This is a genomic window from Arthrobacter sp. FW306-05-C (assembly GCF_021801725.1).
Classification (GTDB): domain Bacteria; phylum Actinomycetota; class Actinomycetes; order Actinomycetales; family Micrococcaceae; genus Arthrobacter.
Map to the genome: position 1 here is coordinate 2,690,872 of NZ_CP084556.1, position 23,339 is coordinate 2,714,210.

Here is a 23,339-nt window from a genome sequence, read left to right on the forward strand (position 1 = left end):
GTGCCGCTCCGCCGGACGTCCCCAGCACACAGACGGCAGGTGCAGCTAGATGGTGTAGTGCACGCCCGCCACGGCGACGGCAACGTCGCCCGGGAACACCGGGCGGGCTTCAGCCATGACGGTGGTCTGCGACGTCCATACCGGGATGTGGGTCAGCAGGAGCCGCCGCGCACCGGCAGCTGCTGCCGCCTCGCCGGCCCGCTTGCCGGTGAGGTGGACGTCGTTGATGCCGTCGTCCCGGCCCTCTTCGAAGGCTGCCTCGCACAGGAACAGGTCTGCGTCCTTGGCAGCTTCCTCAAGCCCCGCGCAGGAATCGGTATCGCCGGAATAGGTCAGGACGCGGGACACCGGGGTGCCGTCCTTGCCGGGTTCAACCACTTCCACCCGGAGGGCGTAGGCCTCCTCGATGGGATGGTTGACGGAGAATGGGGTGACGGTGAAGGGGCCCACGGTCACCGGTTCGCGTTCGGTCCAGTTAGTGAAGTCGAACTCTTCGTGCATGCCCGGGTCCAGGTCCAGCCCGTAGGCGGTGGCCATCCGGTCTGCCGTGGCGGCGGGGCCCCAGACGGGGATCCGGCCGCGGCCCCAGCCTCCGGGCTTCCAGCGGATGGCCACGTGCAGCCCGCAGAGGTCCATGCAGTGGTCCGGGTGCAAATGGGTGAGGAAGATCGCGTCGATGTCCTCCAGGTCCGTGTAGCGCTGGATCGCCCCCAGCGCACCGCTGCCGAGGTCCATCACCACCTTCCAGGTCCGGTCGCCGTCGGTGGCGGTCAGGAGGTAGCACGACGCCGGGGAGCCGGGCCCGGGGAACGAGCCCGTGCATCCCACGATGGTCAGCTTCACAGGCCGGGACCTCCGGTGCGCCGCGCGTTGGCAAATCCGCCGCCCACGAAGTTGGAGATCCTGGGCCGGTTCCGTGCGCTTTGCGCGGCGGCGATCATCTCCGGGGTGATGCGGGCCAGGCTGCCGGTGGGGTACTGCGCCGCGACGTGGTCCACGTGGCGTACGGACAGCACCTCCGGGCCCAGGAACCGCCGGGCGAGCGCCTCGAACTGCCCGGCGTCGCCGGTGGCCACGAAGTGGTGCTCGGGAGGGGTATCAGAGGTCCGCTGCAGGTTGTGGGTGGCCAGGGCGCGGTAGACGTCCTTGGCGGTTTCCTCTGCGCTGGAGACGAGGGTGACGTCGGCGCCCATGACGAAGGAGATAACGCCTGTCAGCAGGGGGTAGTGCGTGCAACCCAGCACCACGGTGTCCACGCCGGCCGCCTTCAGCGGCGCCAGGTATTCCTCCGCAACGGCGAGCAGCGCCGGTCCTGTGGTGATGCCGGCTTCCACGTAGCTGACGAACTCGGGGCAGGCCACCGAGGTGATGTCCAGGTCCGGAGCTGCTGCGAAGGTGTCCTCGTACGCCCGCGAGCCGACAGTTGCGGAGGTTCCGATCACGCCGACTTTCCCGCTGCGGGTGGCGGCAACGGCGCGCCGCACCGCGGGCTGGATGACCTCGATGACCGGAATGCCGTACTTGGCGGTGTACCGCTCACGGGCATCCCGCAGGACAGCGGCCGACGCCGAGTTGCAGGCGATGGTGAGCAGCTTGACGCCGGAGTCCACGAGTTCGTCCATCACACCCAGGGCGTTGGCCCGCACCTCTGCGATGGGCAGCGGCCCGTAAGGGCCGTGCGCAGTGTCCCCCACGTAGAGGATCGACTCGTTTGGAAGCTGGTCGATGATGGAGCGCGCCACGGTGAGGCCGCCAACGCCGGAATCGAAGACGCCGATGGGCCGGGCTTCGGGGGCGGCGGCCGGCAGGTCACTTGCGGCGGCCGCGGGCTGTGTTTCCGCCGACGGGTCCGCGCTCGAGGCTGTTGTCATGGTTATTCGAGGATAGGCGGTGCCGGAAGCGTCAGTCATCATCTTGTGTCCAGCGACTCGTGTCTGCTCTGTCACAAGGACGGCCTCCCCCTGGCCGCCGTCGCTCACCGGCGGGATTCCATCGATTGCAGCATGGCCTGGACCAGGGACTCCTGCAGCCAGGTGGTGAAGTTGTACACCAGCGCCAGGTAGCTCTCCACGTCCTCGGCCTGGGACCAGTCCTGCATGCGGTGGACGTGCTCGGCGTCGGCCTCATCCCTGATATCCAGCCGCTCTGCCAGCACAAGGCGGACGTCATTCAGCGCCATGGACCAGTGCCTTGCGCCCTCGGGCGTCAGCACGATCTCGTCCTTGTCCAGGTCCAGCGCCGCCGCACGCAGCGCCCCGATCTTTGTTTCCCGCAGTGAACGCTCGGTGAGCTGGCGGAACTCAAGGGACGCACCGCCGTCGTCCTTCACCACGTTGGGCAGCAGCCGCTTGACGGCACGGTCGGTGGGCTCCGCGACGTCCATGTCGAGTCCGATCAGGGCCGCCAGCGGGTCCTGCCCGGCACGGTCCTCCGGCTGGAGCATGGAAATGACATCGTCAATCAGGCTGCGCAGCAGGTCCCGTTCGGCCGGTTCCAGGTAACCGGTGATGCCTTTGAGTCCGTATTTGAATGCCTTAGCCACGCTTCCCCTTACCCTGGCCCGAACCGCCGGACCTGCCCGAGTTGCCGCCGGAGCCTCCGCTGGCCTTTTCCACCGTGGCCCAAAGCCCAAACCCGTGCATTGCCACGGCGTGGCGCTCCACCTGTTCCTTGCTGCCCGAGGCGACGATGGACCTGCCCTTCTTGTGGACCTCCATCATCAGCTTGTTCGCCTTGGTCTCCGAGTAGCCAAAGTAGCTTTGGAACACGTAGCTGACGTAGCTCATGAGATTGACGGGATCGTTCCAGATCACCAGGTTCCAGGGGATGTCCGGCGCGGTCAGGGAGTCGGTGGACTCTGCTGTGCCGGTCCGGATGCCCTCCTGTGTATCAGGGCCGGGCGCAACGCTTATGGTCATCTGTCCATTCTATGGGGCTGGCTACTAGAGTGACTTTCGTGAGCACCTCAGCCGGCTGGGACCATCCCCGCACGTCCTTTTACACCGACCACTATGAGCTGACCATGCTGCAGGCAGCCCTCCACTCGGGGGCCGCGCACCGCAGGTCCGTGTTCGAGGCTTTCGCGCGGCGGCTGCCCGACGGCCGGCGCTACGGCATCGTCGCCGGCACCGGGCGGCTCCTGGAGGGCATCGCCAACTTCCGGTTCGGCGAGGCCGAACTGGAATTCCTGGAGCGTACGCACGTGGTCAACCGGGAGACGCTGGACTACCTGGCCAACTACAAATTCTCCGGCGACATCTGGGGCTATGCCGAAGGCGACGCGTACTTCCCCAACTCCCCCATCCTGATCGTGGAGGCGTCATTCGCGGAGGCCTGCATGCTGGAGACCTACCTGCTGTCCGTACTCAACCACGACACCGCCATCGCCTCCGCCGCTTCGCGGATGGTGAGCGCGGCGGGTGGCCGGCCCTGCATCGAAATGGGTTCACGGCGCACCCATGAGGAAGCCGCCACCGCATCGGCGCGGGCCGCCATCATCGCGGGCTTTGACAGCACCTCCAACCTTGAGGCGGGCATCCGCTACGGCGTGAAGACCGTGGGCACCGCCGCCCACTCCTTCACCCTGCTGCACGATACCGAGCGGGAGGCGTTCGAGGCCCAGATTGCCTCGCTGGGCGAGGGAACGTCCCTCCTGGTGGACACGTACGACGTCGAAAAGGCAGTCCGCACGGCCGTTGACCTGGCAGGGCCGCGGCTGGGCGCCGTCCGGCTGGACTCGGGCGACCTGGTGGCCCAGGCGCAATGGGTGCGCCGACTGCTGGACGACCTCGGCAACGAGCACACCAAGATCGTGGTCACCTCCGACCTGGATGAGTACGCCATCGCGGCGCTGCAGTCAGCCCCCGTGGACTCCTATGGGGTAGGCACCTCGCTGGTGACCGGTTCGGGCGCCCCCACGGCCAGCATGGTCTACAAACTTGTCAGCCGCACGGACGATGACGGCAACTTCGTGTCCGTGGCCAAAGCGGCCAAGAACAAGGCAAGCGTGGGCGGGCGCAAGTACGCACTGCGGAAGTTGGACGAACGCGGCAGGGCCACCGCCGAGGTGGTGGGCGTGGGCCACCGCCCGGAGGACGACGGCAACGACCGTCCACTGCTGCAGCAGTTCATGAAAAATGGCGAGCTGATTCCGGGCTGGACCGGGCACGAGGGCGTGCTCCGCGCGCGGCAGCGCCATGAGGACTCCATGGCGGAACTGCCGCCCGTGGTCAACCGCCTGCAGCGCGGCGAAGCCGCAATTCCCACTCTCTATGAAGACAACTGAGGAGCACTGATGGCCCGCGCTTTGATCATCGTGGATGTCCAGAACGATTTCTGCGAGGGTGGCTCGCTCGCCGTTCCGGGCGGGGCGGCCGTCGCCGGGGCCATCAGCGAGTACCTGGACGCCCACCACAGGGAATTCGACTATGTGGTGGCCACCCAGGACTGGCACATTGATCCCGGCAGCCACTTCTCGGAGACGCCGGACTACAAGGACAGCTGGCCACGGCACTGCGTGGCAGGCAGCCGCGGAGCGGAGCTCCACCCGGACCTGGACACCGAATATGTGGACGCGTACTTCCGGAAAGGCCAGTTCGCTGCCGCCTACTCAGGATTCGAGGGCCTGCTGGCTCCCGAAGACGCCGTCCCCACCGGGGAGCGCAAGGCCGGTGGCGCCGCTGACATGGACGCCGAGTCGCTGGAGCCGGATGACGACGCCGTCGGCCTTGATGACTGGCTCCAGAGCCACGACGTGGAGGACCTGGTGGTGGTTGGCATCGCCACCGACTACTGCGTCAAGGCCACCGCCCTTGACGCCGTCCAGGCAGGCTACGGCGTCACGGTGGTGCGGTCGCTGACCGCCGGCATCGCCGAGGACCTGGAGGACACCGTTGCCGAACTGGAACTCGGCGGGGCCGATATCGCCTGAGCCGCTACTTGCGGCCCACGAACCAGTCCTGAAGCTTGCGCAGCCGGGACTTCAGCTGTTCCTCGTTGGCCTGGGCCACGGGAGGGCCGCCGCAAACGGTCCGTAGCTTGGTATGCACCACGCCGTGTGGCGTTCCGGTCCGGGCAGACCAGGCGGCCACGTTCTTGGCCAACTCGTTGCGCAGGTCCATCAGCATCCTGTGGTCAGGCACGGCCGGCACCGAACTCTCGGCGGCCGCGGCAGGAGCCTTCCGGTTCCTCCGGTTCAACTGCTCGTGCTGGCGTTGGCGCAGGAGCATCCCCACCTGCTCCGCGTCCAGGAGCCCCGGGATGCCCAGGAAGTCCATCTCGTCGTCGGACCCCACCTCGCCGCCGGTGCCAAACTCGCCGCCGTCGAACAGGACCCGGTCAAAGGAGGCCTGCGAGTCGAGCGCCTCGAACTTGCCCTTGGTCAGGCTGTCCGAGGCCTTCTCCTCCCGGTTGGCCTCGTCCATCAGCGAGTCTTCCGGGTTGAACAGGCCGTCGCCGTCCTCCTTTTCCGGCCGGTCCAGCGCGTGGTCCCGCTCCATCTCCATGGAGTTGGCCAGCGCCATCAGCTGCGGGACAGAAGGCAGGAAGACCGACGCCGTCTCGCCCCTTTTGCGGGCACGCACGAAGCGGCCCACGGCCTGGGCGAAGAACAGCGGAGTGGACGTCGAGGTGGCGTAAACACCGACGGAGAGCCGGGGCACATCAACGCCTTCGGACACCATGCGCACGGCCACCATCCAGCGCTTGTCGCCGGCGGAAAATTCCTCGATCTTGCTGGACGCCTTGGCGTCGTCGGAGAGGATGACGGTGGGTGATTCGCCGGTGATCCTCTTCAGCTGCCCGGCATAGGCGCGGGCGTCCTCGTGGTCGGTGGCGATGACCAGGCCGCCGGCGTCGGGCACGGTCCGCCGTACCTCGCTGAGCCGTTTGTCGGCGCCGGCCAGGACGGCGGGAATCCACTCCCCCGCGGGGTTCAGCGCCGTCCGCCAGGCGTGGGACGTGATGTCCTTGGTTACCGCCGCCTCGCCAAGCGACGCCGCCATTTCCTCGCCGGCGCTGGTGCGCCAGCGCATCTGGCCCGAGTAGGCCATGAACATCACAGGACGCACCACGTGGTCCCGGAGGGCGTTGCCGTAACCATAGGTGTAGTCGGCCTTGGAGCGCCGGATGCCGTCCCGGTCCTCCGCATACTCCACGAACGGGATGGGCGAGGTGTCCGAGCGGAACGGCGTACCGGTCAGGGACAGCCGGCGCACGGCGGGATCGAACGCTTCGCGCAGTCCGTCACCCCAGGACAGGGCTTCGCCGCCATGGTGGATCTCGTCCAGGATCACCAGGGTGCGGGCAGCCTCTGTCTTGGCGCGGTGCAGCATTGGCTTGCTGGCTACCTGGGCATAGGTGACGGCGACGCCGATGAAGCCACGGCCGTGCTGGCCGTCGGAGTTCTTGAAGTTGGGGTCGATGGCGATACCCACCTTGGCGGCCGCGTCGGCCCACTGGCGCTTCAGGTGGTCCGTGGGCGCAACGATGGTCACGCGGTTCACGGCACCCGAATCGATCAGGGTGGAAGCGATCCGCAGCGCAAAGGTGGTTTTACCGGCACCGGGGGTTGCCACCGCGAGGAAGTCCCGGGGACTGTTCTTCAGGTAGACATCGAGGGCTTCCTGCTGCCAGGCACGGAGTTTCGGGGCGGTTCCCCAGGCTGCACGTTCCGGGTAGGCCGGAGGCAGGGTGGGGCCGCCAAAGAGCGTCTCCGTCACTACTTGTCGTTGCCCGAGCCGCCCGGACCCTTTCCGCCGTCGTTGCCCGGCCGGAGGCCTTCATATACTTCCTTGCACTCGGGGCAGACCGGGAACTTCTTCGGGTCCCGGCCCGGGGTCCAAACCTTGCCGCACAGCGCAATGACAGGTTCCCCGGTCATGGCGGACTCCATGATCTTTTCCTTCCGCACATAGTGTGCGAAGCGCTCCCGGTCGCCCGGCTCCACTTCCTGGCGCAGTTCCTCGCGCTCAATGGTGGCCGTGGACGTTCCAGCCCCGGAAAGCTCGCGCATCGGGTCGTTTTCGAGAGGGTCCGTCATGCTAGTCATGCCATCCATCTTAGCCGTTCCGTCGGCCGGACGTTCGACGGCGGCACGCCCGCAGCGGGGTCCGGCACCGGCCGCCGCCGTACTCTTTGCTCCCTGGCGGCGCACCCGCAGGCGTTGCTACAGCCCCTGCCAGGCGGGCTTGTTTTCGTAGGTGTGGCGGTAGAAATCCGCCAGTTTCAAGGCCGAGGCAGCGGCTTCGTCCAACAGGACCGTGGCATGCGGATGGAACTGGAGCACGGATGCCGGGCAGATGGCAGCCACCGGCCCCTCCACGAAGTCGCGGACGGCCTGGGCCTTCTGCGCGCCGGTGGCCACGAGGACCACGTGGCGCGCCGCCATGATGGTGGCCAGGCCCTGGGTGATGACGTGGTGGGGCACCTCGGCAAGGCTGTTGAAGAACCGGGCGTTGTCCCGGCGCGTCTGCTCGATCAGGCTTTTGATCCGCGTCCGGGAGGCAAAGGAAGAGGCCGGTTCGTTGAAGCCGATGTGCCCGTCGGTGCCCACGCCGAGCAACTGCAGGTCCACTCCGCCCGCCGCGATGATGGCCTGTTCATAGGCTTCGCAGGCAGCGGGGATGTCGGCCGCGGCTCCGTCGGGGCCATGGACGTTCTCCGGCGCGATATTCACCCGGTTGGTGAATTCCCGGCGGACCACCTCGCGGTAGGACTCGGGGTGGCCGGCGGGCAGGCCCACGTACTCGTCCAGCGCAAATGCCGAGGCCCTGCTGAAGTCCAGGCCCTGATCATGCCGCGCCGCGAGCTCGTTGTAGACGGGCAGCGGTGACGAGCCCGTGGCCAGGCCCAGGACAGCGTCGGGCTTTCTCCGGATCAGCTGTTCAATGGCGTCGGCAGCGAGCTTTCCGATCTGCCTGCTGCCGCCAAGGATCACAATCTCCATGGTGTTCCTTTCCTTGAAGTCAGCGGTTGACGGTGACTTGTGCCAGAAGCTCGGGTCCGCGCGCGTCCAGCCACTTGCCGCCCAGCCGGACACCGGCCAGGAAGAGGACCAGGCCCAGGACGATGCCTGCCGCCAGGGTGAGCCAGCCGAACAGGATGTTCCCGGTCACTGCGTTTGCCACCAGCAGCGCGGCCTCGGGCAGGACCAAAACGATCAAGACCAGCATGCCGACGAACTGCACGGCCATGGTCTGCCCCACGTTTCCGGGAGGCTTCTTGAACGGGCTGTCCCCGGGCAGCGGGACGATGACTGCATAACGGGCAGAGACCACCGAGGACAGGCCCAGGCCGGTGAAGAGGATGCCCAGGCTGAGCCCCAGCTGCCCGGGCAACGCCGCCCAATTGCCGGTGAACGCCGCGTAGCCCACCGAGAACACCAACACCACCGGCAGGGCGAACGCCAGGCACGCCAATGCCCTGCCCAGCCTGTCGGCCACGCCGCTGACGCCAGTGGCCAGGTGCAGCGCGAAAGCGGTGTTGTCATAGGAGACGTCGGCTGAGATTGACCAGGCCAGGATGAAGGCGGCCAGCGGCGCCAGGAAGGCCAGGCTGCCGTAGCTTCCGGTTTGTGTCCCTTGGAACGCCAGCACCACGGGAAGCAGCGGGATTACCACCAGGGAACCTGAGTAGCGCGGGTCCCGGAACCAGTAGGTGAGCGACCTTGCCATCACGGCACCGGCAGGGGTGGCAGGCAGCACACCGAACAGCCCCAGCCTGCCGCTCCTGCGCTTCCCTGCACCGGCATAGGGCGGGGTGACGAGGGCGCGCTCAAGCAGCAGCTTCCAGCACCAGGCGAGGGCACCCAGGACAGCCACCGAAAGCAGCAGTTTCACCCCGGCCTCAGCGGGCCGGGCCGACGCAATATCACCGCCGAGCGCCCACGGGGCGCCCAGCGGCGTCCAGGACAGGGTCCGGGCGAACTCCGGCAGGAACCCCGTGGATGCGGAGATGCCGCGCCCAACGCCGGCCACGATGGGGCCCAGCAGGACCAGGGGCACCATGAACGCGATGGCGCTGATGTCCTTGAACCGGCGGGAAGCAGCCAGGCTTGCCGTAGCTGTGGTCACCACCTTGGCGAGGACCACGCAGGTCATGACGCCAAGGCATGCGCCGAGCAGGGCTGCGAGCGCGGGCAGCACCCCGCGGGACCAGGTGACCACGGTGGACAAGGCCACGACCGCGGTGGCCAGGCCGGGGATGCCGATCAGCCCGCCAAGCGCCAGGCCGGCGAGCAGCTGCTTCATGGGTATGGCGAAGGTGGTGAAGCGGGCCGGGTCGAGGGTCATGTCCGTGGCCGAGGCCACTACCGGAACCACACCCCAGCCCAGCACCGCTGCGGAACCGCCCAGGACCACCGCCGTATGGGCGGTCGCTGGTCCGGCGCCCCGGAGCAGGATCAGGGCAAGGACCAGCGTTGCCACGACTCCCAGCGCGTAGAGCCCGGCGATGGCCATGCCCACCAGCTGCCAGGGGCTGCGGCGAAGTCCGTTGCGCAGCAGCGTGAGCTTGAGCCTCAGAAGGTGCGCAACCATTCCAGCCCCTCCGTGTGGCTGTGTCCGCCGACCAGCTGCACGAACCGGTCCTCAAGGGACATGCCGGCGCGCACTTCGTCAACGGTTCCTGCGGCCAGGAGCCTGCCCCGGGCCACCACCGCGACGTGGTCGCACATGCGCTGCACCAGGTCCATCACGTGGCTGGAGACAATGACGGTTCCGCCGGAGGCCACATACCGGTCCAGGATGGAGCGGATGTTCGCGGCCGAAACCGGATCGACGGCTTCGAAGGGCTCGTCCAGCACCAGGAGCCGCGGCGCATGGATCAGGGCCGACGCCAGGGCAATCTTCTTGGTCATGCCTGCGGAGTAGTCCACCACCAGCGTGCCGGCATCCTGGGTAAGGTCCATGGCTGCCAGCAGCTCGCCCACCCGGGCCGCCACCACCGCCTTGTCCATGCCCCGCAGCAGCCCGGCATACGTGATCAGCTGCTCTCCGCTGAGCCGGTCGAACAGGCGGACGCCGTCAGGCAGGATGCCCATGAGCCGTTTGGCTTCCAGCGGGTGCTGCCACACGTCCACGCCGTGCACCACGGCGGTGCCGAAGTCCGGACGCAGGAGGCCCGTTGCCATGGAAAGCGTGGTGGTCTTGCCTGCACCGTTGGGTCCGACGATGCCGAAAAACGAACCGGCAGGCACCTCCAGGCTGATGCCGTCCACCGCGATTTTCCCGCCGAACCGTTTGGCCAGCCCACGGAGGGAAAGGGCCGCCGTTGGGCCGGAACTCGGCGCCGGGCCAGGTGTCGGAGCAGTCATGGTGCCAGCCTAGTCCGCGGGCCAGCTCCGCGGGGTGCGAGACTTACGGAATGGACATCGCGTTGGGTTTGCTGGTGATCGTTGCCGTGGTGTGCGCCGGCAGTGCCTTGGGCCGCAAACTGAATATCCCGGTTCCCCTGGTGTTGGTCCTGGCCGGGGTGGCGGGATCGTTCCTGCCGCTCATTCCGCCGGTTGTGCTGAACCCGGAGCTGGTGCTGGTTGGCCTGCTGCCGCCGTTGCTGTACGCGGCCGCCTTCCGCACGTCGCTGTTCGACTTCAAGACCAACCGCCGCTCCATTGGGCTGCTGTCCGTGGGATACGTCATTTTCGGCACCCTGGGCGTGGGTTTGGTGGTGTGGTGGCTGTTTCCGGAGATCCCGTTGGCGGCCGCCTTCGCCCTGGGCGCGGTGGTGGCGCCTCCGGATGCGGTGGCGGCCACCGCCATCGCCCGGAAAGTGGGAATGCCGCGCCGGATCGTCAACATCCTGGAAGGCGAATCGCTGGTCAACGACGCCACAGCGCTGGTGTGCCTGCGGGCGGCAGTGGCCGCCATCGCGGGCTCGGTGTCCGCGCTGGACGTGGCCGGCGGGTTCGTGGTGGCCGCGGGCGGCGGCCTGGCGGTGGGCCTCGCCGTGGCGTATGTCCTCACCGAAATCCGAAAACGGGTGCACAACGTGGCCATCAACACCTCCACATCGCTGATGGCACCCTTCGTTGCATACCTCCCGGCCGAGGCCATCCACGCCTCCGGTGTGCTCGCCGTCGTCGTCACCGGCCTGGTGATGGGCACCAAGGCGCCGTCCATGCCCAACGGCGCCGCGCGGCAAAGCGCCAGGAGCAACTGGGACACCATCCAGTTCCTGCTGGAGAACTCAGTGTTCCTGCTCATCGGCCTGCAGGTACGGACCATCGTCGAGAGCGTCCAGGACGATTCGCTCGGCGCGGGCCGCGTGTGGTTCGGCTGCGCGGTGGTCCTGCTGGCTGTGCTGGTACTGCGGCCGGTCTGGGTCTTCCCCGCGACCTACCTGCCCCGCCTGATCCCTTCGGTACGGCGGTCGGACCCGGCGCCGCCCTGGCAGTTCCCGGCCATCGTGTCGTGGGCAGGAATGCGGGGTGTGGTCACCCTGGCCGCGGTACTCACGCTGCCCGACGACCTGGAGCACCGCAACGTGCTGGTCCTGGCGGCCATGGTGGTGGTGGGCGGCACGCTGGTACTGCAGGGATTCACGCTGCCGGCCCTGGTCCGGGCACTGGGGCTGCCGGGGCCGGACCGGCGGGAGGACGCCCTGAACCAGGCCTCGCTGATGCAGCTGGCTACAGCTGCGGGGATGGAGCGGCTGGAGCAGCTGCGGCGCGAGAGCGACCCGCCGGAGGTCATGGACATGCTGCGGCGCCGGACGCAGGAACGCGGGTTGGCAGCCTGGGAGCGCCTGGGCAGGCCGACGGCCGAGGCGGCCACGCCCAGCCAGCGCTATGCCCAGCTGCGGATGGCGATGCTGGAGGCTGAGCGGGACAAGGTGCTGGAGCTCAGGCGCGGCGGGGAATTTGCCCATGAGGTCCTCAGCGAAGTCCTGGAACGACTGGACGTGGAGGAGTCCATGCTCGACGCCTCCCTCAATGAGCTCGATTCCGCCGCCGACGGTGGCGGCGGCGAGGGGCTGTCCCAGCCGGGCGGTGTGTGCGACCACCTGACGGCTGCCATGCCGGCGCCGGTCCCCGACAACCCGGCCTGTTCCGGGTGCGAGCGGGAGGGCACCTCGCCGGTGCACCTGCGCATGTGCCTTGCCTGCGGGACCGTCGGCTGCTGCGACTCCTCCGCTGGGCGCCACGCCAGCCGGCACTTCAAGGACACGGGCCACCCCGTCATGCGCAGCGCAGAACCCGGCGAAGACTGGCGCTGGTGCTACGTGGACGAGCTGCTGGGCTGACAGGGTGGTGTCTCAGGGCGCCTTGCGGATGCGGATCGGTCCCTTTGCCGTGGCGGGATCGACGACGGATCCGCCCTGGGTGATGTGCACCTGACCGGCGTCCACCAGGCGCCGGGCAGCCTCCCGTGCCGGCTCCATGAGGTGGCGCCAGTCGTCGCCGCCTACGGCCCTGGCAGCATCGGACGGGCAGATGGTGGAGGTTGCCGCCCTTGCCGCCAGGAGTTCCAGGATCTTCGCTTCCAGCTGCCCTTCAACCGGGTTTTGCTGATCATGCCTGCTGCTGCCGGCCAGGCCGGTCTCCTCGGTCAAAAGACGAGGCTTAGAACGTGCGCCGCGGGACAGCCCGCTCGTACTGGGGCGGCCAGGGAAGGTCGTAGCCCAATTCGAAGGCGGCGCGAAGCCACCAGTGCGGATCGCGCAGCGCGGCCCGGGCGATGAAGACGCCGTCGGCCTGTCCGGTGGCAATGGCGTGCTCCGCCTGGCCGGGAGTGGTCACCAGCCCCACGGTGCCGGTGGCGACGCCGGCTTCGTCCCGGATGGCGGCCGAGAAACCGGTCTGGTAGCCCAGCCCCGGCTTGATCTGCTGGTGCGCCACGGCTCCCCCGCTGGAGACGTCCACCAGGTCCACACCGCGGGCGGCCGCTTCCCGGGCCAGCCGGACGGACGCCGCCTGGTCCACGCCGCCCGGTGCCCAGTCGGTGGCCGAGACCCGGAGCAGCAGCGGCATGGAATCCGGAATCACGGCCCTGACTGCATCTACAACGGACAACATCAGCCGGTTCCGTCCGGCTTCGTCCCCGCCCCATTCGTCCTCGCGCTGGTTGATCAGCGGGCTCTGGAACTGGTGCAGCAGGTAGCCGTGCGCCCCGTGGATTTCCATGGTGTCAAAACCCGCATCCACCGCGCGGACAGCGGCGGCGGCAAAGTCATCGATGACGCCCTGTATCTGCTCCACGGTCATGGCCGCAGGCGCCGCGTAGCCCTCAAAGGAAGTGGTGGACGGGCCCACAGTTTCCCAGCCGCCCTCGGACGCCGGAACGCTGCCGTGCTTGCCGGAAAAAGGCCAGTACGTGGAGGCCTTCCGGCCGGCGTGGGCCAGCTGGACACCGATCTTGGTGCCGGCCACGCCGTTCCGGTGGACGAAGGAAATGATCCGCTCCCACGCCGCCGCCTGCTCGTCGTTGTAGAGGCCTGCGTCGCGGGGGCTGATGCGGCCCTGGGCGTTCACTGCCGCGGCCTCGGTGAGGATCATCGCCGCGCCGCCCACGGCGAAGCCGCCCAGGTGCACCAGGTGCCAGTCGTGCGGGACGCCGGGGGCGTCGTCGGGATCGCAGCTGTACTGGCACATGGGCGACACCCAGCCCCGGTGCTGCAGCTCCATGGACCGCAGGGCCAGCGGCTGGAACAGGGCCGGCATTAGAACAGCACCCGCGCGAGCGCCTGGCGCGCCTTTGCCACACGCTCATCACCGGCGCCCACCACGTCGAAGAGTTCCAGCAGCCGGACGCGGGCGGTCTCGCGTTCGGGGCCGAAATTCCTGCCAATGAAGGCCACCAGGCGGTTCAGTGCGTCCTCCACGTGCCCGCCGGCCACGTCCAGGTCCGCCACGCCAAGCTGCGCGTCCAGGTTGTCCGGCTCATTGGCGGCAAGCCCACGCAGTGCGTCGCTGTCCCGGGCGGACAGCGACTGCAGCCGGTCCATCAGCTCCACCTGCGCCAGCCCGGCCTTGGCTTCATGGTCCGACGGCATTTCCTTCAGGGCCTGGCGATAAGCTTCGGCGGCTGCGGCATAATCGCCGGCCTCGATGGCGTCGAACGCCGCCTGGTGCAGGGGCGGCAGCGGCGCAGTCTCCTGGGCACCGGCGGCACCGGCGTCCAGGCTGCCGGTGACCCCGTTGGCCGCGGCAACCTTGAGGAGTTCGTCGAAGAGGCTGCGCACCTGCTGCTCATCCGCCGCGCCTTGGAAGAGCGGCACCGGCTGTCCCTTGAGGACGGCAACGGCGGTGGGAACGGCCTGCACCTGGAAGGCCTGGGCAAGCTGCGGGAAGGCTTCGATGTCGGCTGCCCCAAGGACCAGGCGGCCGCCGTAGGAGGCCACCACGCGGTCCAGGGTGTCAAGCATCCTGCTGGACTCCGGCGAGTAGGCGGCCCACAGGGCAAACACCACCGGCACCTGCGCGGACAACTCCACCAGCTGCTGGAAGTTCGCTTCAGTGACGTTGACCGTGAGTTCGGGTCCGCCGTCGGGTCCGCCGGGCTGCGCACCCTGGTCCGCCCCAGCGGCGGGACCGGAAGGAGCCGGGCCGGATGGGGATGCGGGGCGCTTCAGCGAGGAAAGGTCGACGGCGCCGCGCAGGTTAAGAAGGTTGGCAGCGGCAGGAGGGACTGGGCGGGAAGCTGGCGAACTCATGTTTCCCACTCTAGCCACTCCGGCCGCTGCCGGTGGTAATACAGCCAAGCGCTACTTGAAGCTGGCGCCGACCAGGCCGCGGGTGGCGGCAACGAGCTTCATCGGGTCCGTGGATCCTGCCGGGGGCACGTAGACCGCCATGGATTCGGCGAAGCTCAGGACCATTCCCGTGGTGGTTTCCTTGCCGCCGGCCAGGGCAGCGGCGTCGTCCCCGATGCTGAGCTTGTCGCCGGCCGCCTTCGGTGTGCCTTCGAAGCCGAAGTTGATCCGGCCCAGGACCAGCGCCCCGCCGTCAGCGGTGCGGAACACCACGGTGTTCTCCGGAACCACCTTGTGCGTGAAGGAGAAGTTGCCGTTCTGGCCGGACTTCACCACCTCCGCCTGGTAGGACAGGGTGTCGGCGATGTACGGCGAGGACTGGCCCTCGACGAGCTTGTCCTTGAAGGGCGAGTCCGCCGACGTAAGCCGGTCGGCGAGTCCGGACATCGCTTCCTCGCCGCTGTAGAGCAGGCCGGACTTGTCCGACGCGGCAAGGGTCTCAGTGCCCCCGCGGCTGATGTTGGGGAACGTGGTGCCCGGCTGGAGGGGCGTAGTTTCCGTCAGCTTGTAGTTTTCGCGCGGCGACTTCTGGACCAGCGTCAGGATCTGCGGAACCACGTTGCCTTCACCCTGGGTCACGGCCAGCACCGAACGCGGCCAGTTCCGGTCGCTGGTGACCACGTAAGTCAGCAGCTTGGTGGAGCGCACCGGCATCCGCGGTTCGTAGGAGCCGACCTGCGAGCGGATCTTGTAATTCTGCGTGCGGATCTCCAGTTCAGGTCCGCCCACCCGGCCGGCAAGTTTCGCCGCGTCCTTGGCTGCGTCTCCGGCATCGGTGGCGCTGGAGACCTGCTCCAGGATCCGCCGGAACTGGGCATCGAGCAGCACCGGCAGACCGGATGCTTCCTTGGCCGGTGACGAGGCACTGCCGGAAGGCTGCGGGCTGGGGGTGGCCGCCTGGGCGGCGGTGGCGGAACCAGCCAGCACGGCGGCAGCAACAGCCGCTGCCACCATGGTCACCTTGGAGGAGGACGACGACGGCGCCTGGTTTTGGTTGCCGGCGTTCGATGTGTCCGGGTTCAGTGAGCCTTCGTTCTGCGAGCCGGCATCCGCCGACTTGGCTTTGCGTGCACGGGCCCGGCGCGCATAGCTGCTGCTGCCGCCGTCGCTGATGTCACCGTCGGTGCTGTCACCGGCATCTTCTCCGTTCTTCCTGCGCGCGGCGAGCAACGCCAGGACGATTCCGGCGACGATCAGCAGGCTGCCCAGGACCATCAGCGGCACCGCCCAAGGCGTGGAAGTGTCGTTCGGGAACGTCATGGACACAGAGGCGGGTGCCGGCTTGGTGCCGTCGGAGGCCAGCAGGAGGGTCCACTCGCCGTCAGCCGGCGGGGTCCAGGTGTACTCAAGCTCGCCGCCCGCGTTCTCGCTGGACACCCACAGATCGGAGCCGGCCGGGTTGGGGGCGGCAGCATCGCCGTCAGTGTGGTCAACCTGGAGGGACTTTTCGTCCTCGGAAACCCCGCTGATGGTGTTGTGGGCCGTCTTGCCGACCCAGGCATTGACGTCGTCGGGGCGGCCCGATGCCAGCATGAAGTTGCCGTCACCCTGGATGTTGATCTTCACGGTTCCGCCGTGCAGGGTGCGCAGCTTCTGGTCAATGACCGTCAGCGGCGCCGCGGCGGCATCGGCCGGCGCGGAAGCGGTAAACGTCTCGGATGGAGCCCAGATGGTTCTCTGGCCGATGCCGGCCAAAAGTGTCAGGAGGCCGAGCAGCACAAGTGCGGCTGCAGTCTTTAAACGCAAGGGAAACACCTATCATCAGCGGGGGTTTACCTTCAATAGTAACCTTTCTGTTATCAGGGGCCCCTGTCAGGCGGTTCCCCGCCTTTCCCAGTGGGCACCCGGGCAGCGCCTTAGGCAGGCGGTGGCAAGCCTGCTGATAGTGTTTGCGATGATCATCACACCGGCCCGCGAAGGCGGAGCCACGCACGGAACAGGCCCCTAGAACCAGTGACAGACAAGACGGACCCGTCCTCGGCGGCAGCCGCAAATCCCGGGGATCCCAGGGACCCTGTCCCTGCTCCGGTGCCTCCCCTGGGCATGGCGGCAACCGCCCGCCGCAGGGGTACTGCCGCCGCCGCCCTTGGCCAGGTGGTCCGGCGGCTTCGCCAGCCCCTGCCCGGGGCGCAGCCCAGGCTCCGGTTCGAGATGCCACCCGAATACACGGGGCAGGCCCCGGAAACGGAGCACGGCGGTGACGAGGAGCCGCAGTTCGGCCACCCTGGTCCGCGCATGTCCCCGCAACACCCGCTGTACATGGGCTTCATGGGGACTGTGGGCGTGGGCCTGGCGCTGCTGGTCTACTGGATCGGCTCCCACACCACGCAGCTGCTGCTGTGGATCGTGGCGGCGCTGTTCATCGCCCTGGGCCTGGAGCCCGTGGTGGGCTGGCTGGAGAGCCGCAAAATTCCCCGGCCCGCCGGAATCCTGGTCTCTGTGGCGGTCCTGATGGGCGCCGTCGTCGGATTCTTCGCCACGCTCATTCCCACCATCGTGGAGCAGGTCTCCGAGATCGTGCGGCAGGCACCGGACTGGATGCGCAACTTCATGGACTCGGATTTCTTCCGCAGCCTTGACGACCAGTTCGGCGTGCGCGACCGCATCACGGAGGAGGTCAACAAGTTCGTCAACGACCCCGCCGCGATGGGCGGTATTTTCGGTGGCGTGCTGGGCTTCGGGTCCACCGTGGCCAACGGCCTCTTTGGCGCCCTCATCGTCCTGGTTCTGAGCCTGTACTTCCTGGCAGCGCTGCCGGCCATGAAGAAGTGGGGCTACCGCCTGGCGCCGCGCTCCCGCCGAAAGCGCGTGGCCGCCCTCTCGGAGGAAATCACCCGGTCGGTGGGAAACTACGTGATCGGCCAGGCGTGCGTGGCCCTGCTCAACGCCACCTTCGCCTTCGTGGTGATGTCCATCGTGGGCGTCCCCTTCGCGCTGCTCCTGGCGTTCGTGGTGGTCCTGCTGGCATTCATCCCTTTGGTTGGCGGGATGATCGCAGGCATTGTAGTAACGCTCGTGTCCCTTACCGAGGGCTGGCAGGTGGCGGCCATCTACGCCATCTGCTACTTCGCCTACCTGCAGTTCGAGGCCTACTTCATCTCACCGCGCATCATGCAGAAGGCAGTTGCCGTGCCCGGTGCGGTGGCCGTGATCTCGGTGATCGCCGGCGGCAGCCTCCTGGGCGTCCTGGGGGCCCTGATCGCCATCCCCACCGCCGCTGCCGTGCTGCTGCTGCTCCGGGAGATTTACATCGTTCGGCAGGACCAGCACTGAGGGTCCGGCAGGACCAGCACTGAAACGGGTCGTCCCTTGGCGCCTGCCTTTGGCGCTGCGCCCGGGGCTTGACCGCTAGGCCCCGGCAGTCGCCGTCGGACCGTCCCACTCCTGCGGCAGTTCCGCGTCGGCCTGGACGGGAGTGACCTGCGCCACGATGTCGTTCAGGACCCTGGCAGCATACTTCTCCCCCACCCACAGGTGCTTGGCCCCGGCCACGCCCACCACCCGGGCCTGCGGCACCACGCTGAACCGGGCGGTGGCCTCCGACGGCTGCAGGAAGTCGTCGTGCTCCGGTACCAGGACCGTGAGCGGCTTGCCCGATTCCGCCCACAGCTGCAGGTGCTTGTCCGTTGCGCGGTGCAGCGGTGGCGACAGCAGCACCGCGCCCTCGATCTGGGGCGCCACGGGCTCGATGGCGCCGTACATCAGCGCAAGTTCGGTGCCGAAGGACCAGCCCACCAGCCAACGGTTGGGCAGGTTCCGTTCCACGGCGAAACGGACGGCCGCCTCCACGTCATAGCGTTCGCCGATTCCTTCCTCGAAGCCGCCGCTGCTGGTGCCGCGCGGAGAGGCGGTACCGCGGGTGTTGAAGCGCAGAACGGCGATGCCCGCCAGCGCCGGCAGCCGGTATGAGGCCTTGCGGTAGACATGGGAGTCCATGAAGCCGCCGTGCGTCGGCAGCGGGTGGAGCGTGATCAATGTGGCCTTCACTGGCCCCGATTCAGGCAGTGCCAGCTCCCCCACCAGCGTGTGGCCGTCCTCCGTCTGCAGCTCGATGTTCTCCCGCCGGGCCGGCAGGACTGTGGAGGCACGGATGGGAACGGGGCCCTGGCCCTGGGTGAACTGGTACGACGCCGGATCAAAAGTCATGCCTGCCAGCTTAGCGACAGTGGGGGCATCCGCCGTTCCCGGCCGGTCAGCGGTAGCGGTAGCTGCGCGTCAGCCAGCAGTTGGTGTGCCAGTGCCGGCGTTCGGCAAGGCCTGCGGCGGCGCCAAAGAGGTGGTCGTCCTTCCATACCACCAGGTGTGCGACCCCGGGCAGCACCGCCGTGGAGCACTCCGGGCAGATGTAGGTCTTCTCGGCGTTTTTGGCAGTCATGGTCCGCACCATCCACTCACCATCGGGGGCGCTTTCCCGGCGGGCAATTCCGGCCCGCGCACGCTCCAGGTCCAGTTCGGGGACGTCCCCGTTCCTTTTCCGCCCTGCACCTTTGCCGGAAACGGGAGCCCTGCCGGAAACGGGACGGCGGGGACGGTTGGAGCGCGGCATGTATCCATTCTGCCCCAGCCTGCCCGCTGACCCGCGCCGCTTCCCCCAAGGCGCGTCCCGCCGTCGGGCATAACCTGCCGGAGCCCACGCGATAGTCTGTACGGCGTGCGACTTGTCATAGCCCATTGCTCCGTTGATTACGTTGGCCGGCTCAAAGCCCATCTCCCCCTCGCCACCCGGCTCCTGCTGGTCAAGGCGGACGGCTCCGTGCTGGTGCACTCCGATGGCGGTTCCTACAAGCCGTTGAACTGGATGAGCCCGCCGGCCACGCTCCGGGTTTCGTCCCCTGACGAGGTGGACCTGGAGCTTGGGGTGGTGGAGCAGTGGACCGTGCAGTCGGCCAAGACCGATGACCGGCTCATCATCAACATCCACGAGAAGATCAGTGAGTCCTCACACGACCTTGGGGTAGACCCCGGCCTGATCAAGGACGGCGTGGAAGCGGACCTGCAGCGACTGCTGGCCGAGCAGATCGAAACGCTGGGCGAGGGCTACTCGCTGATCAGGCGCGAGTACTTCACCGCTATTGGTCCCGTGGACATCCTGGCCCGGGACGCTGACGGCGCCACGGTGGCCATTGAGCTCAAGCGCCGGGGGGACATCGACGGCGTGGAGCAGCTCACGAGGTACCTGGAACTCCTTAACCGCGACCCGCTGCTGGCACCGGTGCGGGGCATCTTTGCGGCCCAGCAGATCAAGCCGCAGGCAAAGGTGCTGGCCAACGACCGCGGGATCGACTGCGTAACCCTTGATTACGACGCCATGCGCGGAGTTGACGACAGCGAATCGCGGCTCTTCTAAGCGACTTTCCTTTGTTGCTTCAGGCACCTAAATGGCTGCGTTCAGGCCAGACCTCTTCGTCACCTGTTTTTTACCTAAATTTTCGCTTTTTTGCTGTCCGGGCCGTTGACCTGCGGGAATGGGCATGAAATTCTTATCTCAGTCTTTGTGTAGGTGTTTTTCATGCTCGCAAGACATGTTGCGAGCGCGAAGCTCCTGCAGCGCCGGACCCCTCCCGGGGAAGGCAATCCAGGATTCTTCTCGCGGAGTGACCAAGGGCGGCACGAGGTGTGCCGGTCTTAAAAAGTTCCACAATGAGGAGAAATAAATGGCACAGGGAACCGTCAAGTGGTTCAACGCTGAAAAGGGCTTCGGCTTCATCACCCCGGACGACTCCGATGGCGATGTCTTCGTTCACTACTCCGAAATCCAGACCGGCGGCTTCAAGACCCTCGACGAGAACCAGCGCGTTCAGTTCGAAATCGGCCAGGGTGCCAAGGGCCCCCAGGCCACCGGCGTAACTGTCGTCTAAGTAAACCGCCCGGCCGCTTTCCGTGGCCGCCAGCGACAAATGGTCCCCGGCAATTTTCGCCGGGGACCATTTTGTTTTGTCCGGAATTACGCAGCCTAAATGCAGGATTTCTCCCGGGGTGCTTTACAGCGGCACAATTTTGGCAGCCTATCCGGCGTCAGGTGACCAATTTACGGACCAGCCGGGCGCCCTGCGCCAGGGATAGGCCGGGGAGGTAGGCCCGGGTCAGCGCCCGGCCGATGGCGGGCAGGTGCAGCGGGTCCTGGTAATACAGGTAGAGCGCCCGGTACTCCGGCTTGAACCGGGACTTGAAGGCCGCCAGGGAACGGAAGCCGTAGACAGGCTCCAGCGCGTGGCCTACCAGATCCAGGATCCTGACCAGGTTCTGCGCTCCCTCGTCGGTGGCACCCGCGTCCTCCTGGCCCTTAGCCGCGGCCGTATCCTCTGCAGCGGCTCCAGTCTCGGGCTCGATGTCCGGACGGCTGGCCAGCGGCGAGCCGGACAGGGAAATAACGTCCACGGAATCCCGCAGCTCAAGGACAGCCGAGGCGATCAGGAATTCCATTACCCCAGGGAATCCCTCGCTGCCCCGGCGCATGACGTCCAATGTCCGGCTGACCAGCCGCCCGCCGTCGTACACGGGCAACCAGCTTGTCACGCCGTGGACCGTGCCGTTACCGTCCACAGCCAAGCAGCAGAGGACTTCCTCGTCATCAAGTTCGTCCACTCCCCCAAGCGTGAAGCCCATTTCCGGCACCGACTTGGTGGCCGCCCACTCCTCGGACACTTCGTTCAACCGCGACCGCAGCGCCGGCGGCAGCGAGTGGTAGGAGCCCCAGACCGCGTGGACCCCCAGCTTGGCGGCGCGGTTCAGGGCTGTCCGGACGTTCTGCCATTCCTTGCCCTTGAACTCGAGCTCGTTCAGCGCCAGCCGGGTCTCCTGGGCAACGGCCACGCGGGAAAACCCGCGTTCCCTGAGCATCGGCCACATGGTGTCGTCGCAGGAATACAGCGCGGGGACCAGGGCCTGGCTGCGGCAGTAATCCAGGAACCCCTCGGTCACCCGCTGCTCAGCCGCCCGGTCACCGATGGCGCCGCCCAGGGTCAGCGCCACCGTCCCATGCTGCTGGAACGCCATGGCACCGGCACCGTCCGGGCTGAACCAGTAGGTGTTGGGCTCCCAGAGTGCCATCCAGGACAGGGGCCCGCCGCCCCGGTGGAGCAGCTCCCGGGCGCGGTCCCGGTCCTGCCGCCCGAAGTTGAGGCCGTGGTGCCGGCCCACCAGCACCCACCACACGGCCACCAGGGCTACAAGCCAGAACACCGGACCCGAGTAGGCGAACAGCATCGCCTCAGCGCTGTCCTGCTCAGGAAAGACCCGGCGGAAATGTTGTGGAATGGGCACCGGAACGTACTGCCGGGCCAGCTCGGCGAAAAGACCCAGCAGACCGCCGTCGCGGGCCAGTCCCCCGGACCAGAACCAGGCCACCGTGTAGGAGCTGGCCAGGGCAAGCCAGGTTCCGCAGACCACCGCACCGAGCACGCGCCGGGCGCCTGGCCGCGTCTGCACGCGGAACTGCCGCCGGTTCAGCCACAGGACGACCGCCAGCAGCAGCGGGACAACCACGAGCGGAAGCACGTGCGCGAAGGCCGAGGACAGCGGCGTGGCATGCGTGCCCTGCAGGCGGGACGGGACAAGGGCGAACAAGGCAAGGTAGACGGCGGCCAGCGCGGTAACAGCCAGCTGGATGGCCAGGGCGATGTTAAGGGCCAGCCGGCGGCCGCGCCGCATGCCGTCCGCGCAGATCAGCAGCAGGATGACCGGCACCACCGCCAGGGCCAAACCGAACGGCCCGGCAAATCCTGCCCTTCCGGTCTCCAGGCAGGACGCGTCCACCGTGGCGCCGCAGTTGAACACAAGCTGGCTGAGGGTGGGCATCGGGCTGAGCACGACGTCGCGCAGCAGGGCCAGCGGGCCCGTGGGCGCCCGCGTGATGCCGGTCAGTATAGGCCCCACGGCAAAGACGGCAACAGTGAGGGCCAGCAGGTTCCTGGTCTCGCGCCCCGTGGACCGGTGGCGGTGGAGGCGCCCCTGGTCCCCCTGGATCCACCAACCGGCCAACAGGCCAAGGAGCGCGCCGATAAGGCCGATGACCGTCTCTGCGTGCCCCACATAGAGAACCAGGAGCAGCGAGATGGACAACACCACCGTACGGAGCCGGCGCTGCCACAGGAGGGTGATCCGTGCGCTGGCGGCCAGCCCGGCCGTCAGCACCGGGGCGTAGGGTCCAATCAGGTTGTCGTCGGCCATGGTGTCCAACCAGCCGTCACCCACATATCCCGCCAACTGGGTCACCAGGAGGAACACGGTGACGGCCGCGAACTGGCCGCCGAAGAACAGTCCGACGGCGGCCCGGCGGCCCAGCCTTCGTTCGGCGAGTCCCAGCAGCAGGACAATCATCAGCGATGCGGTGATGTACGCAAGCGGGTTGGTGGCGAAGAAGAGGCTGGTAAACAGCGACCACCACTGCCCGCCCCGCAGGCCAGGGCCACTGACGGACGCAAGCCCCAGCAGCTGCTCCGGCGGGCCGTCCAGGAAGCTTCCGGTCAGGGCAGCGGTGGCGAGGAAGGCAACAACCACGCCGAGGGTGAACGGCATGGACTTCAGCGTGCGCAGGACCTGCTGCACTGCGGGGCGTCCGACGGAGGCCCACATCAGGGCGGCCGTGCGGT

Annotated in this window: 22 protein-coding genes; 6 read left to right on the plus strand and 16 right to left on the minus strand. The window is 67.7% G+C overall.

All coding sequences use genetic code 11. The features are described 5' to 3' along the window. Nucleotides 1–45: 45 nt before the first annotated feature. From LFT44_RS12450 to clpS, 4 genes are all read right to left on the minus strand, one after another. Complete coding sequence (locus tag LFT44_RS12450; RefSeq protein WP_236798744.1) at nucleotides 46–843, minus strand: MBL fold metallo-hydrolase; 798 nt, start codon at nucleotides 841–843, stop codon at nucleotides 46–48. Continuing rightward, nucleotides 840–1,910, minus strand: a complete 1,071-nt coding sequence (gene murI, locus LFT44_RS12455) for a glutamate racemase (protein WP_373462122.1) — start codon at nucleotides 1,908–1,910, stop codon at nucleotides 840–842. The genes LFT44_RS12450 and murI overlap by 4 nt, the downstream gene beginning before the upstream one ends. A gap of 65 nt (nucleotides 1,911–1,975) precedes the next feature. Beyond that, nucleotides 1,976–2,542, minus strand: coding sequence for a DUF2017 domain-containing protein (locus LFT44_RS12460; RefSeq protein ID WP_236798746.1), 567 nt, complete (start codon nucleotides 2,540–2,542; stop codon nucleotides 1,976–1,978). Then, nucleotides 2,535–2,918: an ATP-dependent Clp protease adapter ClpS gene (clpS, locus tag LFT44_RS12465; protein ID WP_236798747.1), complete on the minus strand. Its 384-nt coding sequence runs from the start codon at nucleotides 2,916–2,918 to the stop codon at nucleotides 2,535–2,537. The genes LFT44_RS12460 and clpS overlap by 8 nt, the downstream gene beginning before the upstream one ends. A 38-nt stretch (nucleotides 2,919–2,956) precedes the next feature. On the opposite strand from clpS, the gene LFT44_RS12470 reads away from it, so the two are divergent. After that, complete coding sequence (locus LFT44_RS12470; protein ID WP_236798748.1) at nucleotides 2,957–4,285, plus strand: nicotinate phosphoribosyltransferase; 1,329 nt, start codon at nucleotides 2,957–2,959, stop codon at nucleotides 4,283–4,285. Nucleotides 4,286–4,294: 9 nt separating this feature from the next. After that, the gene (locus LFT44_RS12475) at nucleotides 4,295–4,930 is read left to right on the plus strand and encodes an isochorismatase family protein (protein WP_236798749.1); all 636 of its coding nucleotides are present in this window, start codon (nucleotides 4,295–4,297) and stop codon (nucleotides 4,928–4,930) included. A gap of 4 nt (nucleotides 4,931–4,934) precedes the next feature. Here LFT44_RS12475 and LFT44_RS12480 read toward each other — a convergent pair whose 3' ends face one another. The 5 genes from LFT44_RS12480 to LFT44_RS12500 form a co-directional block, all read right to left on the minus strand. Then, nucleotides 4,935–6,719: a DEAD/DEAH box helicase gene (locus LFT44_RS12480; RefSeq protein ID WP_236798750.1), complete on the minus strand. Its 1,785-nt coding sequence runs from the start codon at nucleotides 6,717–6,719 to the stop codon at nucleotides 4,935–4,937. Further along, nucleotides 6,719–7,057 (minus strand): DUF3039 domain-containing protein, encoded by a 339-nt coding sequence (locus LFT44_RS12485; RefSeq protein WP_236798752.1) that lies wholly within the window; start codon nucleotides 7,055–7,057, stop codon nucleotides 6,719–6,721. Before LFT44_RS12485 ends, LFT44_RS12480 begins: the two co-directional genes overlap by 1 nt. Before the next feature lie 108 nt (nucleotides 7,058–7,165). After that, on the minus strand, nucleotides 7,166–7,945 hold the full coding sequence (gene nagB, locus LFT44_RS12490; RefSeq protein ID WP_236798753.1) for a glucosamine-6-phosphate deaminase: 780 nt from the start codon (nucleotides 7,943–7,945) through the stop codon (nucleotides 7,166–7,168). Nucleotides 7,946–7,964: 19 nt separating this feature from the next. After that, the gene (locus tag LFT44_RS12495; protein WP_236798754.1) at nucleotides 7,965–9,536 is read right to left on the minus strand and encodes a transporter; all 1,572 of its coding nucleotides are present in this window, start codon (nucleotides 9,534–9,536) and stop codon (nucleotides 7,965–7,967) included. After that, on the minus strand, nucleotides 9,518–10,312 hold the full coding sequence (locus LFT44_RS12500) for an ABC transporter ATP-binding protein (RefSeq protein WP_236798755.1): 795 nt from the start codon (nucleotides 10,310–10,312) through the stop codon (nucleotides 9,518–9,520). Before LFT44_RS12500 ends, LFT44_RS12495 begins: the two co-directional genes overlap by 19 nt. Nucleotides 10,313–10,362: 50 nt before the next feature. Here LFT44_RS12500 and LFT44_RS12505 point away from each other — a divergent pair, with 50 nt between their 5' ends. Then, a complete protein-coding gene (locus tag LFT44_RS12505; RefSeq protein WP_236798756.1) occupies nucleotides 10,363–12,240 on the plus strand; it encodes a Na+/H+ antiporter in 1,878 nt (625 codons plus the stop codon). A gap of 12 nt (nucleotides 12,241–12,252) precedes the next feature. On the opposite strand, the gene LFT44_RS12510 is transcribed toward LFT44_RS12505, so the two are convergent. Genes LFT44_RS12510 through LFT44_RS12525 form a run of 4 tightly spaced genes read right to left on the minus strand, consistent with a single transcriptional unit; the run spans nucleotide 12,253 to nucleotide 16,467 of the window. Continuing rightward, nucleotides 12,253–12,531, minus strand: a complete 279-nt coding sequence (locus LFT44_RS12510; protein WP_306967775.1) for a DUF3253 domain-containing protein — start codon at nucleotides 12,529–12,531, stop codon at nucleotides 12,253–12,255. Nucleotides 12,532–12,559: 28 nt separating this feature from the next. Beyond that, nucleotides 12,560–13,657, minus strand: a complete 1,098-nt coding sequence (locus LFT44_RS12515; protein WP_236798758.1) for an NADH:flavin oxidoreductase/NADH oxidase — start codon at nucleotides 13,655–13,657, stop codon at nucleotides 12,560–12,562. Continuing rightward, entirely contained in the window at nucleotides 13,657–14,649 is a 993-nt protein-coding gene (locus LFT44_RS12520) for a tetratricopeptide repeat protein (protein WP_236798759.1), read from the minus strand. The genes LFT44_RS12515 and LFT44_RS12520 overlap by 1 nt, the downstream gene beginning before the upstream one ends. 51 nt (nucleotides 14,650–14,700) lie before the next feature. Beyond that, complete coding sequence (locus LFT44_RS12525) at nucleotides 14,701–16,467, minus strand: hypothetical protein (protein WP_236802888.1); 1,767 nt, start codon at nucleotides 16,465–16,467, stop codon at nucleotides 14,701–14,703. A gap of 234 nt (nucleotides 16,468–16,701) precedes the next feature. Between LFT44_RS12525 and LFT44_RS12530 the strand changes: the two genes are divergently transcribed. Further along, nucleotides 16,702–18,021, plus strand: a complete 1,320-nt coding sequence (locus tag LFT44_RS12530) for an AI-2E family transporter (RefSeq protein ID WP_373462115.1) — start codon at nucleotides 16,702–16,704, stop codon at nucleotides 18,019–18,021. A gap of 75 nt (nucleotides 18,022–18,096) precedes the next feature. On the opposite strand, the gene LFT44_RS12535 is transcribed toward LFT44_RS12530, so the two are convergent. Together LFT44_RS12535 and LFT44_RS12540 are read right to left on the minus strand one after the other, a co-directional pair. Continuing rightward, on the minus strand, nucleotides 18,097–18,894 hold the full coding sequence (locus tag LFT44_RS12535) for an alpha/beta hydrolase (RefSeq protein ID WP_236798760.1): 798 nt from the start codon (nucleotides 18,892–18,894) through the stop codon (nucleotides 18,097–18,099). Between the two features lie 46 nt (nucleotides 18,895–18,940). Then, nucleotides 18,941–19,294 carry an ATP/GTP-binding protein gene (locus LFT44_RS12540; RefSeq protein ID WP_236798761.1) on the minus strand — a complete coding sequence of 118 codons (354 nt, stop codon included), beginning with the start codon at nucleotides 19,292–19,294 and terminating at the stop codon, nucleotides 18,941–18,943. A 105-nt stretch (nucleotides 19,295–19,399) separates the two neighbouring features. Here LFT44_RS12540 and nucS point away from each other — a divergent pair, with 105 nt between their 5' ends. Beyond that, nucleotides 19,400–20,095 (plus strand): endonuclease NucS, encoded by a 696-nt coding sequence (gene nucS, locus LFT44_RS12545; protein ID WP_236798762.1) that lies wholly within the window; start codon nucleotides 19,400–19,402, stop codon nucleotides 20,093–20,095. 307 nt (nucleotides 20,096–20,402) lie between these two features. Beyond that, the gene (locus tag LFT44_RS12550; RefSeq protein WP_003804766.1) at nucleotides 20,403–20,606 is read left to right on the plus strand and encodes a cold-shock protein; all 204 of its coding nucleotides are present in this window, start codon (nucleotides 20,403–20,405) and stop codon (nucleotides 20,604–20,606) included. A gap of 157 nt (nucleotides 20,607–20,763) precedes the next feature. On the opposite strand, the gene LFT44_RS12555 is transcribed toward LFT44_RS12550, so the two are convergent. After that, entirely contained in the window at nucleotides 20,764–23,322 is a 2,559-nt protein-coding gene (locus LFT44_RS12555; RefSeq protein WP_236802890.1) for a bifunctional lysylphosphatidylglycerol flippase/synthetase MprF, read from the minus strand. Nucleotides 23,323–23,339 lie beyond the last annotated feature (17 nt).